This is a genomic window from Idiomarina sp. UBA3162, assembly GCF_002364475.1.
Lineage (GTDB): Bacteria > Pseudomonadota > Gammaproteobacteria > Enterobacterales > Alteromonadaceae > Idiomarina.
The window spans coordinates 1-16159 of record NZ_DEYI01000069.1 but is presented as its reverse complement, the minus strand read 5'-3'; the positions used below and the strand labels follow the sequence as shown (position 1 = coordinate 16159).

Genomic DNA, 16159 nt, shown 5'->3' with positions numbered 1-16159 from the left:
GTCAGATTTACAGTCTGATCCCTTTGACCGCTCGGGAACCCCTCCATCAGAAGAGCGCGTATGATAGCAACCTGAACTCGGTTGTAAAGGGTTAACTAAAAAAACTCATTATTTCTCGTACTTCGCCGATAACACCTATGTGTCAATCAGCGGAGCATCTGATGCAGGCGGTACGAGAATTACAGTTCGATCCTTTTGTCGAAAAAGTAGAGTCGTTTGCCAACCAAGCACTCAATGGTGGCTTTGCGGCGACCTTTGCTTACTGGGTTTCGGCACTTAGCGAACAGCCGTCTATTGATGGAGCACAAAAGGCTGCGCCTGATTGGCAGCGCCTTATTGGTGCGGCTAAACCTCGACCACTGGGTGCTGATGCTGATTATCAAATTCCTTCGGGCGTGTATACTCACGCCGCCGAACTTGCTCAACAACGTCTCAATGACGCATTAAAACCGCAGCCGTTGGTGCTTGATGCGTCGAATAACCGACTTCCCATTGAGTTGATCGCGAATCTAGATTGGCAAACGCGTAAGCGTCGACAACGCACTCAACTCAAAGCAGCGAACCCTCCACGTCGTAACAACCCATCGCGCTTATATGATGTTTTGCAATCGATGGGTATAGAAGATCACCAATCGCTCATGTAAGCTGACAGCTATCAAGTTGTCAGTGAAAGAATGGGCATGAAACTTCACCCGCAAGACGCAGAGCGTATCGAGCAGTTTATTGAACATTTGTGGCTTGCCCATGGTGTTAGTGAAAACACGCAGGCGGCCTATCGTAGTGATTTGAAAAAGTTCTGTGAGTTCTTAGCGGAACAAAAGCTTGGATTAACACAGGTTACAGCAACGTCTGTGCAGGACTACTTGCTATGGCGGCGTACGCAGGGCATGTCGCCCCGCAGCACATCTCGGTTTCTAAGTGCGATGAAAAAGTTGACGCCTTTCGCACTCAAACAGAGCTGGTTTAGCAGTGATCCCATCGCCAAGTTAAAGCGCCCCAAGATGAGTCCACCGGTTCCGCATTCGTTAACCGAAGCGGATGTCTTGGCATTGTTAGATGCGCCCAATGTTGAAACGCCTATCGGGTTGCGTGATAGAGCGATGCTTGAGGTATTATACGCCACCGGATTACGGGTTACGGAACTCGTGCGGCTACAGTACGAACAGGTGTCCTTACAGCAAGGACTGGTTCGGGTCATTGGTAAAGGTGATAAAGAACGTTTGGTTCCTCTTGGAGAGGAGTCGGTTGAGTGGTTATCGCGCTATTTGAAACACGGCCGACCAGCGCTTAGTGAACGTAGCTCTGGGTGGGTGTTTATCACTCAGCGAGGTACATTATTAACCCGACAAGCGTTCTGGTACCGTATTAAAGCCTACGCTCAGCAAGCTCACATCAGTGCGCACTTGTCGCCTCATACGCTTCGCCATGCGTTTGCAACACACCTACTTAATCACGGTGCTGATTTACGTGTACTACAGATGTTATTGGGGCATAGCGATTTATCGACAACACAAATTTATACACAAGTAGCAAAAGAACGCTTGCAGCAAATGCATGCAGCGTTTCATCCGAGAGGTTAATTGAGGTCAGTATGAAGTTGGGTCTTAGAGTAAAAACTGTTGCAGTCTCACTGCTGTTTATGTCGGCTAGTGCATGGGCCGACCAACAACCGGATACCAGTAAGCTCGAGCAGCTTGGTATTGAGGTGATGAGCATTAAACCTTCAGGTATCGAGGGTGTTTTTGAGCTTTCAACTAACCAAGGCATTGTTTATTTGTCCGAAGATGGTGAAAACTTGTTGGCGGGTAGTCTGTATAAACTGTCTACCGGAGCTCCTGAAAACAAAACCGAGCAAGCATTACAAACGCTACGTAAGGCTAAAGTTGCTGAACATCAGGATGAAATGATTACTTACAGGTCGTCAAAGGAAAAGCACGTCGTTACCATTTTCACTGATACAACCTGTGGTTATTGCCAAAGACTTCACAATAATCTGGGAAGCTACTTGGATAAAGGTATCACTGTTCAATACCTGGCATTTCCGCGCGGTGGTCTAGGCTCAAAAGGTGGACGTGAATTGCAACAAGCATGGTGCGCAAAGGATGGCTCAGAAGCGTTATCATCTTTGTTTAACGAGCAAGCGATCAGTGCAACCACGTTATGTGATAACCCTGTGGCTCAACATTATCGCCTCGGGCAGATGTTAGGAGTGACGGGTACGCCAGCACTTATTCTGCCGGATGGACGCATGCTGGCTGGCTTAAGAACGCCCGATGCGATAATAAACGAAATCCAAGCTGCTCGTTAGTTATGTCGTTAAGAACAGTCAAACGGTATCCCAATGCACCGGTTGAACAGTTACCGACTGAGTGGCCAGAGGTGATACGGCAGATATTAGCGCACCGAGGAATAACGGAAACCGAACAACTGGATCTCAACTTGCGCGGAATGGCGCACTATTCACAGTTACGGAATATTGATGCCGCCTGTGACGCGCTGTTGCAAGCGCGAGAACAAAACCAAGCTATCGTCATCTGCGGTGACTTCGATGCCGATGGCGCAACCAGTACGGCATTATTAATGTCTGCCTTACCTGAAATGGGGTTTCATAACGTAAGTTACCGCGTGCCGAATCGAATGACTGAGGGTTATGGCCTTTCGGCTGCTATTGTTGACCAGCTGGCGCAGCAACAGGTTGGGCTGATAATCACGGTCGACAATGGCATCGCGGCGCATGATGCGGCAACACGGGCCGCCGAATTAGGCATCACGTTAGTGATTACCGACCACCATTTAGCGCCTACGACGTTGCCGAAGGCGGCTGCAATAGTGAATCCTAATCAACCAGGCTGTGAGTTTCCGAGTAAAGCGTTAGCGGGTGTAGGCGTCGCGTTTTATCTATTAGCGGCGCTACGTGCACGGCTGCGTGAAGCGGGGCAACCGACACCCAACTTAGCCGACTTTCTTGATTTGGTCGCGCTAGGTACGGTCGCTGATGTGGTGCCGCTCGATAAAAATAATCGTATTTTGGTTCAGCAAGGTCTCAATCGAATTAAAGCCGGTCAGTGTCGCGCGGGTATTCGTGCCTTAATTGAGCAAAGTGGGCGCGATATTGCAAAGTTACAAGCGAGTGACTTAGGGTTTGCCATCGGTCCTCGTATTAATGCCGCGGGGCGTCTTGATGATATCAGCCTCGGTATCGAATGTTTGTTAGCCTCGTCAGAGCGCGCGCAACAGCTTGCTCAAACATTGTGTGATTTGAATAAGCAGCGACGCGAAATCGAGGCAGATATGAAAGCGGAGGCGGAGTCTATTGTGAGCCAACTCCAACTCGATAACCAAGGCCAGTTGCCCAACGTCATCGTGCTCTATAACGAACAGTGGCATAGCGGGGTGATTGGTATCGTCGCAGGGCGTGTTAAAGAGCGAACCCACCGTCCGGTGATTGTGTTTGCTAAAGAAAGTGATACCCACTTAAAAGGCTCCGCGCGCTCGATTGATGGTGTACATATTCGCGATTTACTTGAACGCGTAGACACTCAATATCCCGATGTAATTGAACGCTTTGGTGGTCATGCGATGGCCGCTGGGCTGTCCTTAGCCAAAGCACAACTGAACAGCTTTCAAAAGGCGGTGTCACAAGCGGCTGCCGAGTGGCTAACGGATGAGATTGTACAGCCGATTATATGGTCTGATGGTGAATTGTCCGATGAGCAATTGAATATTGAGTTTATTCAACAACTCGATGGTTTAGGACCATGGGGACAAAAATTTCCAGAACCTATTTTTGACGGCGAGTTTCGGATACTGCAGCAGCGTATTGTAGGTGAGAAACATCTTAAGCTCGTCGTTCAAAGCCCCCAAGGCGGTATTTTCGATGCCATATCGTTTTTTTGTGATATTGAGCAGTGGCCCAATCATCAGTGTCAGTGGGTCGAACTTGTCTATAAACCACAGCTGAATCATTTTCGCGGACGTACTTCAGTGCAGTTGTTGGTGGAGCAACTGCGCGCTTTGCGGTAAAATACCCGTTTATGCCAATTAAACAACTAAGGGTCATGTGATGTTTGAGACAAACGCCACTTACAATGCCATTAAAGAGATGCGCTCACGCAGTGAGGCGCTCAGGGGGTATCTTTGACTACGCTCATAAAAAGGAGCGTTTAGAAGAAGTTACTCGAGAGCTCGAACAACCAGAAGTGTGGGATGATCCGCCAACAGCTCAAAGCTTGGGGAAAGAACGTGCTGCACTCGAGCAAGTGATTGAAACACTCGATAACTTAGAACAAGGCTTAGAGGATATCGAAGGGTTAGTTGACTTGGCTGTGGAAGCCGAGGATGAAACAACCTTTAATGAAGCCGAAGACGAGCTGCAGGAGTTATTAACTCAGCTTGAGGCGCTTGAGTTTCGCCGCATGTTTTCACGCGATAACGATTCAGCTGATTGTTACGTGGATATTCAGTCAGGCTCGGGCGGTACGGAAGCTCAGGACTGGGCTAACATGTTGCTACGTATGTACTTGCGATGGGCTGAGGCACACGAATTTAAAACGGAAATTACTGAGCTGTCTGAAGGTGAGGTCGCAGGTATTAAATCGGCGACGGTGCGCATTGCCGGTGAATATGCGTATGGTTGGTTACGTACCGAAACCGGTGTCCATCGTTTAGTGCGTAAGTCGCCTTTTGATTCCGGTAACCGCCGTCATACGTCCTTCGCCTCAGTGTTTATCTATCCCGAAGTCGATGATGATATCGAAATAGAAATCAATCCGTCGGACTTGCGTATCGATACCTATCGAGCCTCTGGCGCCGGTGGTCAGCACGTTAACCGAACCGATTCAGCGGTGCGAATAACCCATGAACCCACAGGGATTGTGGTGCAATGTCAAAGCGATCGCTCGCAACATAAAAATAAAGACTCTGCGATGAAGCAATTAAAAGCGAAATTGTATGAGTTAGAGATTCAAAAACAGAACGAAGATAAACAAGCGCTGGAAGATTCAAAGGCGGATATCGGCTGGGGCAGTCAAATTCGTTCGTATGTACTCGATGATGCGCGCATCAAAGATTTGCGTACCGGCGTCGAGAATAGAAACACACAGGCGGTGTTAGATGGTGCGCTCGACCCATTTATCGAAGCAAGCTTAAAAAGCGGCCTGTAGCCAAGTTAAGTCGCGATAGAAACGTATTCGAAGAGGAAGCAAGATTATGACAGATAAGTCGCAAACGCCAGAAGTTGATGTAAACGAACAAATCGCGCAACGAAAAGCGAAGTTAGCGGCGTTACGCGAGAAGGGCGTTGCCTTTCCAAATGACTTTCGCCGTGATTCACTGGCAAAGGATCTTCACGCTGAGTATGACGAGGCGGACAAAGAGTCGCTTGAGCAACAGGGCGTTCGCGTTAAAGTCGCGGGTCGAATGATGACCCGTCGTATCATGGGTAAAGCGAGTTTTGCGACGATTCAAGATATGTCGGGCAGAATTCAGCTCTATGTAGCTCGTGATAATTTGCCAGAAGGCTTCTATAACAGTGAGTTTAAAAAGTGGGACTTAGGCGACATCGTTGGCGCCAGTGGCGTGCTGTTTAAAACAGGGACAGGCGAACTGAGTGTTTTAGTTGATGACGTACGTCTTTTGACTAAGGCGCTGCGTCCTCTGCCTGATAAGTTTCATGGTTTGGCGGATCAAGAGACACGCTATCGCCAACGTTACCTTGATTTGATTACTAATGAAGAATCGCGCAACACGTTCTTGGTGCGTTCTCGTGTCATTGATTACATTCGTCGCTACCTAAACGAACAGCAGTTCCTTGAAGTTGAGACACCGATGATGCAAACCATTCCAGGTGGTGCTGCTGCGCGTCCATTTTCAACTCACCATAATGCGTTAGATATGGAGCTATTCCTAAGAATCGCTCCAGAGCTTTATCTCAAACGTCTCGTGGTCGGTGGTTTCGAAAAAGTATTTGAAATCAACCGTAACTTCCGCAATGAGGGATTATCGACACGTCATAACCCTGAGTTCACTATGTTGGAGTTTTACTGGGGCTACGCAGATTATTTCGACTTGATGGATATGACGGAGGATATGCTGCGTGGTATCGCTCAAGATGTATTAGGTTCAACCACATTTGAAAGTGGCGGTGTGACCTACGATTTTGGCCAGCGCTTCGAGCGCATGACGGTGTTAGAGGCGATTATCAAGTATATGCCTGAAGTTACCGAGGCGCAGCTCAACGACCGTGAGCAAGCGACCGCTATCGCAGAGCAAGTCGGTGTGGATGTTAATTCAGCTTGGGGTCTGGGTAAAATTCAGATCGAGATTTTCGAAACCGTTGCTGAGCACCGCTTGATCCAACCAACGTTCATCACTGCGTATCCGGCCGAGGTGTCACCTTTGGCACGTCGTAATGACGACAATCCATTTGTGACCGATCGCTTTGAGTTTTTTGCGGGTGGACGCGAGTTGGCCAATGGCTTCTCGGAGCTGAATGATGCAGAAGACCAAGCTCAACGATTCCGCGATCAAGTGGAAGCTAAAGAGGCGGGCGATGATGAAGCGATGTTCTATGACGAGGATTACGTCACCGCGCTTGAGCATGGCATGCCGCCAACGGCGGGTGAGGGTATCGGTATTGACCGTTTGGTGATGTTGTTGACAGATTCATCGACCATCCGAGACGTACTCTTATTCCCACATATGCGTCCTAAAGCAGATTAAGTCCAAAATAATCTAACAGCCACCCTTGCCGGGTGGCTTTTTTTTGGTCTACCATTTAATAAAATAGAAAATAGAGACAAGGAAACGCTCTTTACTATTCAATTTTATTAAACGTTATCTGTCGGAGAGTGAATGTACCATCTAGAGTTTGACACACCGCTTGGCCACATGGTGGCTATGGCAAATGAGGCGCACTTGACGGGTCTTTATTATAAGGACCAAAAGAATGTGCCTGATTTAAGCCAGTCGGTCGTCAACCATAAGCACCCTGTATTGGTGCAAACGCAATCGCAACTCGAGGAATATTTCGCAGGCTCGCGTCAGAAATTCAGCTTACCACTGCGTGTGAAAACAACTGAGTTTCAACAGCAAGTGTTGTCAACACTGATTAAAGTACGCCCCGGTGAAACGCTGTCATATAAATGTATTGCTGAGCGTATTGGACGACCTAAAAGCGTACGCGCAGTTGCCAACGCGGTCGCACGAAATCCGTTTATTATCGTGATCCCATGTCATCGCGTAATAGGTATCAAAGGCGAGTTACGGGGTTTTTCGGCGGGAGTACATCGAAAACAAGCACTCATTGATCGAGAACAAAAATTAAGGGGCGAATAATCGCCCCTTAATTCACTAAACCATTAATCAAAAAGTGATTAGTGGTCTTCACCGTCCGCGTGAACGTGACCGTGTTCAAGCTCTTGCTCAGTTGCGTCACGCACTTCAACAACTTCGACATCAAAGTTCAAGTTTACGCCTGCTAATGGGTGGTTACCATCGACAGTAACTTCGTCGTCGTTAACTTCGACGATGATCACTGATTGGTCGCCTTGGTCAGTGCTAGCACGGAACTGCATACCGGGTTGAACATCGTTTTCACCAAACAAGTTACGTGGAACTGTTTGAATCAAGCCTTCGTGACGTTCGCCGTATGCTTCTTCAGGACCGATTTCGGCAGTGAATTTTTCGCCGACTTCTTTACCTTCCAATGCATTTTCTAAACCAGGGATCAGCATGCCTCGGCCATGGATAAAGCTGAGTGGATTGCCTTCCTTAGACTGATCCAATGTTTGGCCTTCAGCTGTTTTCACAGTGTAATGGATGGCGACCACTTTATTCGGGGCAATTGCTTCGCTCATAATAGTTAACCTAATTGATACGGCAGTGTGTGTATTTCCAAGAGACTATCGTCGTCACCTCGCAAACGGAGCGGAGTACCCATCTCAATATCAATTGGTAGCACCGCTAAACCATCTACTTGGGTGTCGGTACGATTCACTGCCAAAATTATCGTACCTCCTCGACGCCAATTTTCACCCACTTTTCGTTCAACTTCCGCCCCCGCATTAACGGGATTGTTTGCGGAGCCACTCACACGAAAGAGTGCGCGCTTTTGTTTACCCAAGTAACGCATTCGGGCAACAGTCTCTTGGCCGATATAACAACCTTTTTTAAAATCAATACCGTCCCATGCTTGTACATTAAGCATTTGCGGCACAAATTGTTTTGCAAGTTCATTGTTGAGTTGAGGGCGCACCCGTTCAATTTCAAGGGCATCCCATAACTTTTCGTCAGAATTGCTGGCAATTTTTGTTTTATATATTAGCACGAACTGGTTTGGATCGCTGCCCACCTTGACTTGCGCAAGTAATTCATTTGGCTGCGGGGCTGCCAACGTATCAGTCGGATTGATGGCACCTACTAAATGAATGTCTTTGGTCTTATCTTCAAACGAAACCTTATTGAATACGCCATACTTCTCGAATTGAGCCAACGAAGCGGTGATCGCGGAGTGCTTTAGGATAAGCCAAAATTCGTTATCGGACTGACAATAGAGCCAAAACACACTCAAGGTTTTACCGGTTGGCTCGCAATGCGCTGAATAGCAATGCGCTCCCGGTTTCAAGTCGCTAATGTTAGCGGTCAGTTGACCTTGCAAAAAACTACGGGCGTCGTCGCCACTCACTGCGAGAACGCCATAACTCTCCAGCGGGCACAACATTGTCTCGCGTACAGAAGCGTGTTCTGACATGACTTTGCTCATTTAAAAGGCTCCTTTAATTGCCATGTCATGCTAATATGAGGCTATTGAAATTGAATTCAAGGCTGGGAGTAAAAATGTTCACGTTAAAGCAATCCGAGGAAGTACTAAAAGATAAGCGTCGCCTTAAGTGGGCGTGTCGTCGCGGTATGCTGGAGCTCGATGTGTTGTTCGAACCCTTTGTGGATGAAGCCTACGATCACTTGAGTGAGGAAGATAAAGCAGTGTTTCGTCGTCTTGTGACCTGTGATGATCCCGATTTATTTGCGTGGTTTATGGGCCATAAAACGTCTCCAGATCCCGAATTACAACGCATGGTTGATTTGATGCTGGCGCGGGTCAAAGTATAAACGATAACGGGATGGTCCATTTGCAGATTGGTACAACACTGCTGTCACTGAGTGAAAATAGACTGCAGTGGTGGGTCGATGGCGAGCCTTGGCACGGTCGATTTTTTTGGCAGTGCCTTTTCAATACCTGGTTACTGGTTCGATTAAGTAGAGAAGCGCTATCAAATCAGCGCCAAAGTCTTTATTTCTGTATTCGGCGAAATCAGCTCACGCCGGCGCTATGGTGTCAGCTCCGACGCGGCCTTATCTGCCAACTATAAGTGCTGTGGTACCAAGTGAGTCGGTTTCGCATTTGGATCCAGATCAGGGTAGTCTAGCGTGTAATGCAACCCACGACTTTCCTTACGCGCAAGCGCACTATGAACAATCAGCTCTGCTACCTGCACTAAGTTGCGCAACTCGAGCAAATTATTACTGACTTTAAAGTTACTGTAGTAGTCGTGTATCTCTTGTTGCAGTAGCTGTATGCGATGCAGCGCTCGCTCAAGACGTTTGGTGGTTCTAACAATCCCCACATAGTCCCACATAAATAAACGCAATTCATGCCAGTTGTGCTGGATAACGACTTCTTCATCGGAGTCACTCACCTGGCTGTCATCCCAAGCAGGGAGGCGATCGACAATCGGTGTCTCGTGACTTTGTTGAAGAATATGCTGGGCGGCAGCACGCGCGAACACTAAACATTCGAGAAGTGAATTACTCGCCATACGATTAGCTCCGTGCAGGCCGGTATACGCGACTTCTCCTACTGCATACAGTCTGGGTAAGTCAGTTTGCGCGTTGAGGTTGGTGGTAATCCCCCCACACGTATAGTGTGCCGCGGGCACAACCGGTATCGGCTGCTGACTCATATCGATGCCCAAACTCAAACATTTCTCGAAAATAGTGGGGAAGTGTTGTTTTAAAAACGCCTCACTCTTATGCGAAATATCAAGATACATGCAGTCGGCACCTAAGCGCTTCATTTCGTAATCGATCGCGCGCGCGACCACATCACGAGGGGCTAATTCAGCACTTTCGTGGAAGCTATCCATAAAGCGACTGCCGTCCGGACGTCGCAACACCGCGCCTTCACCACGCAACGCTTCGGTTAGTAAAAAACTTTGTGCGTTTGGATGATAAAGGCAGGTTGGGTGGAATTGATTGAACTCCATGTTAGTTACACTACAACCCGCACGCCATGCCATAGCGATACCATCACCGCTAGCAATGTCAGGGTTACTGGTGTATTGATACACTTTACTCGAACCACCTGTAGCGAGCACTACAAAGCGCGCTGCGGCGGTTTCTACCCGCTCAAGCTTGCGGTTCCATAAATAGGCTCCATAGCAACCTAGTTCACGTTGCAAGCGTCGACCGGTTATAAGGTCGACGGCATTAAAGCGTTCGAGTACCTTGATATTGGGATGTGCCAATACCTTGCCTTGCAAGGTTGTCTGAACGGCTTTGCCGGTCGCATCGGCGGCGTGCAATATACGTCGATGGCTATGACCACCCTCTTGGTTTAGGTGGTAGGTCGGAGAATCTGCTTTTGATTCAACCTGATCAAAGCCCACGCCTTCATCAATCAGCCATTGTAAGGCTTCTCTGGCGTGACGTGTGGTAAACTCAACGGTCTCGCGCTCGCACAAACCAGCGCCAGCAATGAGGGTATCTTCAACATGGCTTTCGATACTATCAGATTCATCGAAAACAGCAGCGATACCGCCTTGGGCATAATAAGTGGAGCCTTCGGTCAGTGGTCCTTTGCTAACAATAATCACTGAATGGTGGTCTGCTAGCTGCAGGGCGGTTGTAAGACCCGCTGCACCCGAACCAATAACAAGAACATCTGATTGATAATTTGCTGCAGGTTCCATAAAGTACTCATTAAGGATTTTGCTCGATTTTACGCAAACTGAAAATTTTTGCGAACTTTTTACGAGCACGGCGGTCAGACCTAACGAATACATGAGCCGCCAGTGCTATGTAGTGATTAGCAAGGGAGAAAAGGCTCGGATGAGCGAAAAAATGACGGACCAACAGTTGGTCGAACGTGTACAAAAAGGTGATAACCGTGCATTCGACTTGTTGGTAAAAAAATACCAACACAAAGTCATGAGCTTGATCTCCCGTTATGTGAAGCAACAAGGTGATGTAGCAGACGTAGCGCAAGAGGCATTTATCAAAGCCTATCGTGCGCTACCCAAGTTTAGAGGCGAGAGCGCTTTCTATACTTGGCTCTATAGAATCGCAGTGAATACGGCGAAAAACCATTTGGTTTCACAAGGGCGCAAGCCGCCTGCTTCCGATGTGGATGCAGAAGATGCTGAGTATTATGAAGGTAGCGGAGCACTAAAGGATGCCGGGAGTCCTGAGCATCAGTTGTTAACGGATGAAATTCAAACCGTTGTGTTACGTGCTATCGACGAGTTACCAGACGACCTTAAACGCGCTATCACGTTGCGCGAGATAGAAGGTTTAGGGTACGAGGAAATCGCTGTCGAAATGGACTGCCCGATTGGTACGGTACGATCGCGTATCTTTCGGGCGCGAGAAGCCATCGATAGCCAATTAAAGCCGTTGCTAGAACGGTAATTGATAGAGGAATCTTTATGTCTAAAGCCCATTTGTCCAACGACAAGTCAGAGTCAGCGAACGATCGCCAAGAATCTTGGTCGGCGTTGTTTGATAGTGAACTCGATGCTATCGAGCAGGCAGATTTTGATGCTCAGTTGGAGGATGCAGAGCAAAGCGATAGATGGTATCGGTACAGTGTCATTAAGAGCGCTATGAAAGGCGAGCTTAATCACAACGGTCCGCTAGATATCAGTGCTGCAGTAGCTGCTGAAATCGATGCAATGCCTGCTACAAGTAATGAGGTAGATTCAGACAATGTAGTGCAAGCACACGGTAGTTCGCGCTCTGCAGCTGCTCGAAAAGCGGCGATGCGTTGGTTTAATCCGGTTGCAAAAGTTGCTGTGGCGGCGGGTGTTGCAGCAGTAGCGTTGATCACAGTGCAGACATACCAAACACCCACCGACGCCTCGGGTGTCGAACAACCATCCATTTTGACGAATCCGTTGGGTGCGCGCCAACCTGTGAGCTTTAGCCCCAACTCGACGCCGTCTGCATCGACAACGCAGCAAGCGCTCGAGCAATCCATGCGTCGTCAAGCGCAATCGTATATGATCGATCACCAACAGCAGTTAATGATGTTGAGTACTGAGGCGGCAAATAGTGAGGAGCAAGCTGAGGCTGGTAAACAACAGGACCCGCAATCTCCGTAGTAATTAAGGAATGGCTATGAAACCGGGTGTTTGGCTTGTATCACTTGCGCTGGCGTTGCTCTTGGCTTCGCCAGCGTTTGCGCAACAAGAGACTGAGCAAGTCGCGCAGAGTGATGGTGAGCGTTGGTATAATTTCATGTCAGACGCGCTGAACGAGCAGAACTTTGAGGCGTCACTCGTTTATGTGTTAGGTGATCGTATTGAACCTTACCATTGGCTGCATGCTGTTGAGGCCAGCGGTGAACAGCTCGAACTCATCGTTCAGATGAATGGGCCGGGGTTCAGAGTGCTTCGGATTGGCGATAAGGTTTCACACTTTCATCCCGCAGCGAGGGATTACTCTTTGCGCGCGCGCTCAATTAACTATCTTATTCCGCCTGCTTTCAGTCAAAAGTTTGAGCTCATTAAAGACTACTATCGTGTGGTAGCGGTAGGTGGCGCACGTGTGCTAGACAGAAAAGCACAACATATTCGGTTAATCAGTAAACATGATAACCGCTTTGGTTTTTCAGTTTGGGTCGACCGTGACTCAGGTATGCCGCTAAAAATGATGATGATTAATGAAGAAGGTGTGCCTATCGAGCAGGTTCAGATGACTAGCTTAGCGCTACGGCAAGATCCAAGCCCGCTTCTCGAAGAGTTAAAGCGCTTGTCGATGCCACCTTTAATTCAGATGTCCACATTGAACCAGCAAATGCAGAGCAATGTGCGTCCAACGTGGCAGCCTGAGGGCTTTAAACTGGTTGAGCAAAAACATCATCAGTTGGCGGTCGATGACACGCCGGTTGACCACTATCTCTTTACTGACGGTCTGACCGAATACTCAGTGTATATTGCGCCACGAGCAGCGGAACAAGCCGGCTCAATGAGTGTGATCGGTAGCCAAAATTTGTATACTGAACCTCGCAATGATGTGATAATCACCGTAGTGGGACAAATACCCATACAAACGGCAAAGCGGATTGTGGCAGAGGTACAGTAAGGAATGAAAGAGCTTGCGCAAGTGGTAGCAGTTGATGGTCAGCGAGTGACGGTCTCGACGCAACTAAAGAGTGCTTGTTCTGGTTGTGAGCAGAATAAAACCTGCGGTGCGGGTATTTTGAGTAAGGTTTTTTCAGATAGACACTCGACCTTTGTTGTCAAAACCGAATCACCGGTAACGGTAGGGGAGTATGTTGAGTTGTCGATCCCAGAACAACAGGTGACACGCTTCGCATTGTTACTTTATGGATTGCCCGTCCTCACCCTATTGTTGCTTGCAAGTGTGTTAACGTCCTTTACATCGATCACTGAGGGCTACACGATTTTGCTCTCATTTGCAGGCTTTGCTCTTAGCTTTGTCGCCTTGCGTTTGTGGTTCCGCCTTCGTGATGTGCGCGTAAATCAGTTGCTCGTTGTGAGTACACCCGCGCAACCTAGCCTGTGAAAACCGATAAATATCTTTAGTCTTGCCGCTAACATCGGTATGATCAGGCCAGTTTTGAATTCGCTTCGAGCCACAGTTGCTCGCTGATTTTTTGTAGAGGTGTATCAATGCCGGATAAGGCGTTTAAGCAAAGTAATATCAGAAACTTTTCTATTATTGCGCACATTGACCATGGTAAGTCGACCTTATCAGATCGACTCATCCAACATTGTGGCGGTTTAACTGATCGTGAAATGGCGGAACAAGTGCTCGACTCGATGGACTTGGAACGTGAGCGTGGTATTACGATAAAAGCGCAAAGTGTTACCTTGCATTACACAGCAAAAGATGGTGAAACCTATCAGTTAAACTTCATTGATACGCCAGGACACGTTGACTTCACAATTGAAGTTGAGCGGTCCTTGGCGGTTCTTGATGGCGCGGTGTGCGTGTTGGATGCAAATGCTGGTGTTGAGCCTCAAACCGAAACAGTTTGGCGTCAAGCGGACCGCTACAAGGTTCCACGGATGGTTTTTGTCAACAAAATGGACAAAATCGGGGCGGACTTTTTCAACTGTGTTGAGATGATCGAAGATCGTACAGGTGCGGTGGCCGTGCCAATCGCTTTCCCAATTGGCGCAGAGACTGAACTGGAAGGTTTGGTTGATCTTGTGACGATGGAAGAGTGGCTATGGCAGGGTGAAGACCTTGGCGCCTCTTGGATCAAAGCTCCAATCCGTGCTGAGCTGCAAGAAGCAGCTGATAAATGGCGCGCCAAATTGGTTGAATCTGCTGTCGAGCAAGATGATGAAGCCATGATGGAATATTTGGAAGGCAATGAGCCCGACGTTCCGACGCTCCGCAAGTTGATCCGCAAGGGTACTTTGGCGATGGCATTCGTGCCTGTGCTTGGTGGATCTGCATTTAAAAATAAAGGTGTTCAGCCCTTGCTGAACGCGGTTGTAGATTACTTGCCGAGCCCTCTCGATGTTGTCGACTATATGGGCTTTAAACCTGGCGATGAGACAGAAACCCGTGACATCGCCCGCCGTGCGGATGATGAAATGCCCTTCTCTGCGCTGGCGTTCAAAATCTGGAATGACCCCTTTGTTGGGTCTTTGACCTTCACACGGATTTATTCTGGCAAATTGGAAAAAGGCGATTCTTTCTTGAACTCCACTAAGGGTAGGAAAGAGCGCGTGGGTCGTATGATGATCATGCACTCCAATGACCGTGATGAAATCTCAGAAGCATTTTCTGGTGACATCATCGCTTTGGGTGGCCTGAAGGACACAACAACTGGGGATACACTTTGTGCGGTGAATGCTCCGGTGGTTCTTGAAACAATGACTTTCCCAGAGCCTGTGATCGAAATTGCGGTTGAGCCAAAAACCAAGGGCGACCAAGAGAAAATGGGCCTTGCGCTGCAGCGTCTGTCTGCTGAAGATCCATCCTTCCGCGTGGAAACTGACCTTGAATCAGGTCAGACCATCATGAAAGGCATGGGCGAGCTGCATTTGGATATCCTTGTGGATCGTATGCGCCGTGAGTTTAAAGTCGAAGCCAATATCGGTGCGCCACAGGTGGCCTATCGTGAGACCATAGGCCATGAAGTCACCCACACTTACACCCACAAAAAGCAATCGGGTGGTTCTGGTCAATATGGTGAGGTCAAGCTGACCATCACGCCAACTGAACCAGGCGAAGGTTATTCTTTCGAATCTCGCGTCGTTGGCGGCTCGGTTCCAAAGGAATATATTCCAGGTGTTGAAAAGGGTATTCGCTCCGTTATGGACAGCGGTCCTCTGGCTGGCTTCCCTGTGATCGACTTCAAAGTGGCTTTGCTTGAGGGTAAATATCACGATGTTGACTCCTCTGTTCTGGCCTTTGAGATCGCATCACGGATGTGTATGCGCGAAGGCATGCGTCTGGCTGGCGCGAAACTGCTTGAGCCTGTGATGAAGGTCGAAGTGATCACACCTGAAGAATATACAGGTGGCATCATCGGCGATTTGACATCGCGTCGGGGTCAAGTTCAGGGTCAAGAAAATCGCGGCAACGCGATTGCGATTGATGCCTTTGTGCCTTTGGCGAATATGTTTGGTTACATCAATACTTTGCGTTCCATGTCTTCGGGCCGCGCCAATTTTACCATGCAGTTCGGTCACTACGAACCTGTTCCGTCGAATATCTCTGAAGAGATCCAAGCGAAATTTGCATAAACGTGGTGGGCCACTGGCCCACCCTACACCAACCCGTAGGGTGGGCATTGTGCCCACCGCCACGAACAACAAGAGGAGCCACCCATGGCTAAGGAAAAGTTTGAACGCTCGAAACCCCACGTAAACATCGGCACGATTGGTCACGTTGACCATGG

16 protein-coding genes and 1 pseudogene are annotated in these 16159 nt (G+C 48.5%); 14 read left to right on the top strand and 3 right to left on the bottom strand.

All coding sequences use genetic code 11. From position 1 onward, the window contains the following. Nucleotides 1-161: 161 nt before the first annotated feature. The 7 genes from B2X00_RS08900 to B2X00_RS08870 all read left to right on the top strand — a co-directional run bounded on the left by B2X00_RS08900 (nt 162) and on the right by B2X00_RS08870 (nt 7335). Nucleotides 162-644, top strand: coding sequence for a VC2046/SO_2500 family protein (locus tag B2X00_RS08900; protein WP_290487216.1), 483 nt, complete (start codon nt 162-164; stop codon nt 642-644). Nucleotides 645-680: 36 nt separating this feature from the next. After that, complete coding sequence (gene xerD, locus B2X00_RS08895) at nt 681-1580, top strand: site-specific tyrosine recombinase XerD (RefSeq protein WP_370215197.1); 900 nt, start codon at nt 681-683, stop codon at nt 1578-1580. Nucleotides 1581-1591: 11 nt separating this feature from the next. Next, nucleotides 1592-2308 carry a bifunctional protein-disulfide isomerase/oxidoreductase DsbC gene (gene dsbC, locus B2X00_RS08890; protein ID WP_290487214.1) on the top strand — a complete coding sequence of 239 codons (717 nt, stop codon included), beginning with the start codon at nt 1592-1594 and terminating at the stop codon, nt 2306-2308. A 2-nt stretch (nt 2309-2310) separates the two neighbouring features. Next, nucleotides 2311-4023, top strand: a complete 1713-nt coding sequence (gene recJ, locus B2X00_RS08885; RefSeq protein ID WP_290487213.1) for a single-stranded-DNA-specific exonuclease RecJ — start codon at nt 2311-2313, stop codon at nt 4021-4023. 40 nt (nt 4024-4063) lie between these two features. After that, nucleotides 4064-5162 (top strand): peptide chain release factor 2 gene (prfB, locus tag B2X00_RS08880; protein WP_290487212.1). Its coding sequence is split into 2 segments (ribosomal slippage): nt 4064-4138 and nt 4140-5162, totalling 1098 coding nucleotides; the frame shifts between segments, so codons are not numbered across the junction. Nucleotides 5163-5208: 46 nt separating this feature from the next. Further along, nucleotides 5209-6720 carry a lysine--tRNA ligase gene (gene lysS / locus B2X00_RS08875; RefSeq protein ID WP_290487211.1) on the top strand — a complete coding sequence of 504 codons (1512 nt, stop codon included), beginning with the start codon at nt 5209-5211 and terminating at the stop codon, nt 6718-6720. Nucleotides 6721-6852: 132 nt separating this feature from the next. Beyond that, complete coding sequence (locus tag B2X00_RS08870; RefSeq protein ID WP_290487210.1) at nt 6853-7335, top strand: methylated-DNA--[protein]-cysteine S-methyltransferase; 483 nt, start codon at nt 6853-6855, stop codon at nt 7333-7335. 38 nt (nt 7336-7373) lie between these two features. Here B2X00_RS08870 and B2X00_RS08865 read toward each other — a convergent pair whose 3' ends face one another. Then, nucleotides 7374-7856, bottom strand: a complete 483-nt coding sequence (locus tag B2X00_RS08865; RefSeq protein ID WP_006956084.1) for an FKBP-type peptidyl-prolyl cis-trans isomerase — start codon at nt 7854-7856, stop codon at nt 7374-7376. Between the two features lie 5 nt (nt 7857-7861). Next, nucleotides 7862-8761, bottom strand: a complete 900-nt coding sequence (locus tag B2X00_RS08860; protein ID WP_290487209.1) for a YgfZ/GcvT domain-containing protein — start codon at nt 8759-8761, stop codon at nt 7862-7864. 74 nt (nt 8762-8835) lie between these two features. On the opposite strand from B2X00_RS08860, the gene B2X00_RS08855 reads away from it, so the two are divergent. Next, nucleotides 8836-9108 carry a succinate dehydrogenase assembly factor 2 gene (locus tag B2X00_RS08855; RefSeq protein WP_290487208.1) on the top strand — a complete coding sequence of 91 codons (273 nt, stop codon included), beginning with the start codon at nt 8836-8838 and terminating at the stop codon, nt 9106-9108. 254 nt (nt 9109-9362) lie between these two features. Here B2X00_RS08855 and nadB read toward each other — a convergent pair whose 3' ends face one another. After that, nucleotides 9363-10967 (bottom strand): L-aspartate oxidase, encoded by a 1605-nt coding sequence (gene nadB / locus B2X00_RS08850; RefSeq protein WP_290487207.1) that lies wholly within the window; start codon nt 10965-10967, stop codon nt 9363-9365. A gap of 139 nt (nt 10968-11106) precedes the next feature. On the opposite strand from nadB, the gene rpoE reads away from it, so the two are divergent. The 6 genes and pseudogenes from rpoE to B2X00_RS08820 form a co-directional block, all read left to right on the top strand. Then, a complete protein-coding gene (gene rpoE, locus B2X00_RS08845) occupies nt 11107-11685 on the top strand; it encodes an RNA polymerase sigma factor RpoE (protein WP_290487206.1) in 579 nt (192 codons plus the stop codon). Nucleotides 11686-11702: 17 nt separating this feature from the next. Further along, the gene (locus B2X00_RS08840) at nt 11703-12377 is read left to right on the top strand and encodes a sigma-E factor negative regulatory protein (protein ID WP_290487205.1); all 675 of its coding nucleotides are present in this window, start codon (nt 11703-11705) and stop codon (nt 12375-12377) included. Nucleotides 12378-12393: 16 nt separating this feature from the next. After that, a complete protein-coding gene (locus B2X00_RS08835) occupies nt 12394-13359 on the top strand; it encodes a MucB/RseB C-terminal domain-containing protein (RefSeq protein WP_290487204.1) in 966 nt (321 codons plus the stop codon). 3 nt (nt 13360-13362) lie between these two features. Beyond that, complete coding sequence (locus tag B2X00_RS08830; RefSeq protein ID WP_290487203.1) at nt 13363-13803, top strand: SoxR reducing system RseC family protein; 441 nt, start codon at nt 13363-13365, stop codon at nt 13801-13803. A gap of 107 nt (nt 13804-13910) precedes the next feature. Then, the gene (gene fusA, locus B2X00_RS08825) at nt 13911-16004 is read left to right on the top strand and encodes an elongation factor G (protein ID WP_290487202.1); all 2094 of its coding nucleotides are present in this window, start codon (nt 13911-13913) and stop codon (nt 16002-16004) included. 84 nt (nt 16005-16088) lie between these two features. After that, nucleotides 16089-16159, top strand: a pseudogene (locus tag B2X00_RS08820) (elongation factor Tu); the annotation flags it as partial.